General features: G+C 46.8%; 15 tRNA genes. All 15 read left to right on the top strand.

The features are described 5' to 3' along the window. The first annotated feature begins 3 nt into the window (after positions 1–3). The 15 genes from L4C36_RS23690 to L4C36_RS23620 all read left to right on the top strand — a co-directional run bounded on the left by L4C36_RS23690 (position 4) and on the right by L4C36_RS23620 (position 1,893). Positions 4–80, top strand: a tRNA-Met gene (locus tag L4C36_RS23690). Between the two features lie 51 nt (positions 81–131). Beyond that, positions 132–216 (top strand) — tRNA-Leu (locus L4C36_RS23685). A 67-nt stretch (positions 217–283) separates the two neighbouring features. Continuing rightward, positions 284–368, top strand: a tRNA-Leu gene (locus L4C36_RS23680). 42 nt (positions 369–410) lie between these two features. Then, positions 411–485, top strand: a tRNA-Gln gene (locus L4C36_RS23675). A gap of 45 nt (positions 486–530) precedes the next feature. Next, a tRNA-Met gene (locus L4C36_RS23670) sits at positions 531–607 on the top strand. Positions 608–637: 30 nt separating this feature from the next. Further along, positions 638–722 (top strand) — tRNA-Leu (locus L4C36_RS23665). Positions 723–762: 40 nt separating this feature from the next. Further along, positions 763–837: transfer RNA gene (locus tag L4C36_RS23660), tRNA-Gln, on the top strand. Positions 838–882: 45 nt separating this feature from the next. Next, positions 883–967 (top strand) — tRNA-Leu (locus L4C36_RS23655). 68 nt (positions 968–1,035) lie between these two features. Further along, positions 1,036–1,120 (top strand) — tRNA-Leu (locus tag L4C36_RS23650). A 41-nt stretch (positions 1,121–1,161) separates the two neighbouring features. Next, positions 1,162–1,236: transfer RNA gene (locus L4C36_RS23645), tRNA-Gln, on the top strand. Between the two features lie 45 nt (positions 1,237–1,281). Further along, positions 1,282–1,366: transfer RNA gene (locus tag L4C36_RS23640), tRNA-Leu, on the top strand. A gap of 69 nt (positions 1,367–1,435) precedes the next feature. Beyond that, a tRNA-Leu gene (locus L4C36_RS23635) sits at positions 1,436–1,520 on the top strand. Positions 1,521–1,561: 41 nt separating this feature from the next. Further along, positions 1,562–1,636 (top strand) — tRNA-Gln (locus tag L4C36_RS23630). A 44-nt stretch (positions 1,637–1,680) separates the two neighbouring features. Next, positions 1,681–1,757, top strand: a tRNA-Met gene (locus L4C36_RS23625). Between the two features lie 51 nt (positions 1,758–1,808). Beyond that, positions 1,809–1,893, top strand: a tRNA-Leu gene (locus tag L4C36_RS23620). The last annotated feature ends 83 nt before the right edge of the window (positions 1,894–1,976 follow it).

Here is a 1,976-nt window from a genome sequence, read left to right as displayed (position 1 = left end):
AATGGCTACGTAGCTCAGTTGGTTAGAGCACATCACTCATAATGATGGGGTCACAGGTTCGAATCCCGTCGTAGCCACCATCTTCCTCCTATTAGGAAGATAAAAAAGACTGTTTAAGTACAGTGCAAAATGCGGAAGTGGCGAAATTGGTAGACGCACTAGATTTAGGTTCTAGCGCCGCAAGGTGTGAGAGTTCAAGTCTCTCCTTCCGCACCATTCTCTCTGAATAAGAGAGCTCAGTTTAAGTGCGCTTAAATTGAAAARTAATCAGCAGCATCCGAATGCGGAAGTGGCGAAATTGGTAGACGCACCAGATTTAGGTTCTGGCGCCGCAAGGTGTGAGAGTTCAAGTCTCTCCTTCCGCACCATTCTTGCTCTGATTAAATAAAGTCTCTGTAAAGAGCATCTGCAGGTCTATCGCCAAGCGGTAAGGCAGCGGCTTTTGATGCCGCCATTCCCTGGTTCGAATCCAGGTAGACCTGCCACTTTTAAAGCTGTTGATTATCATGTATAGTCGGCAACTTAAATACGGCTACGTAGCTCAGTTGGTTAGAGCACATCACTCATAATGATGGGGTCACAGGTTCGAATCCCGTCGTAGCCACCATCTTCCTTTTACTAGGATGATGTAAAACATGCGGAAGTGGCGAAATTGGTAGACGCACCAGATTTAGGTTCTGGCGCCGCAAGGTGTGAGAGTTCAAGTCTCTCCTTCCGCACCATTCTCTCGATTGAGAGCAGCTTTGAAGAAAAGCAACCTGCAGGTCTATCGCCAAGCGGTAAGGCAGCGGCTTTTGATGCCGCCATTCCCTGGTTCGAATCCAGGTAGACCTGCCACAATTTAAGCTTAACGTTTGATTGTAAGATCAACACGATAAGTATGCGGAAGTGGCGAAATTGGTAGACGCACTAGATTTAGGTTCTAGCGCCGCAAGGTGTGAGAGTTCAAGTCTCTCCTTCCGCACCATATTCTCTCTTAGAGAATGTCAGTTTAAGCTCGCTTAAACTGGGGGAAATAATCAGCAGCATCCGAATGCGGAAGTGGCGAAATTGGTAGACGCACCAGATTTAGGTTCTGGCGCCGCAAGGTGTGAGAGTTCAAGTCTCTCCTTCCGCACCATTCTTGCTCTGATTAACAAAGTCTCTGTAAAGAGCATCTGCAGGTCTATCGCCAAGCGGTAAGGCAGCGGCTTTTGATGCCGCCATTCCCTGGTTCGAATCCAGGTAGACCTGCCACAATTTAAGCTTAACGTTTGGTTGTAAGATCAACACGATAAGTATGCGGAAGTGGCGAAATTGGTAGACGCACTAGATTTAGGTTCTAGCGCCGCAAGGTGTGAGAGTTCAAGTCTCTCCTTCCGCACCATATTCTCTTGAAAAAGAGGGTTTTGATTTAAGTTCGCTTAAGTCGAAAAGCAATCAGTAGCATCCGAATGCGGAAGTGGCGAAATTGGTAGACGCACCAGATTTAGGTTCTGGCGCCGCAAGGTGTGAGAGTTCAAGTCTCTCCTTCCGCACCATTCTGCTCTGATTAATAAAGTCTCTGTAAAGAGCAATCTGCAGGTCTATCGCCAAGCGGTAAGGCAGCGGCTTTTGATGCCGCCATTCCCTGGTTCGAATCCAGGTAGACCTGCCATATTTTATGAATGTGGATATTTCATTATATCGGCAATCTAAAATGGCTACGTAGCTCAGTTGGTTAGAGCACATCACTCATAATGATGGGGTCACAGGTTCGAATCCCGTCGTAGCCACCATCTTCCTCCTATTAGGAAGATAAAAAAGACTGTTTAAGTACAGTGCAAAATGCGGAAGTGGCGAAATTGGTAGACGCACTAGATTTAGGTTCTAGCGCCGCAAGGTGTGAGAGTTCAAGTCTCTCCTTCCGCACCATTCTCTCTGAATAAGAGAGCTCAGTTTAAGTGCGCTTAAATTGAAAAGTAATCAGCAGCATCCGAATGCGGAAGTGGCGAAAT

This window comes from Photobacterium japonica, assembly GCF_050337005.1.
Lineage (GTDB): Bacteria > Pseudomonadota > Gammaproteobacteria > Enterobacterales > Vibrionaceae > Photobacterium > Photobacterium japonica.
The sequence above is the reverse complement of the archived record's forward strand: the minus strand, read 5'-3'. Positions and strand labels throughout refer to the sequence as shown.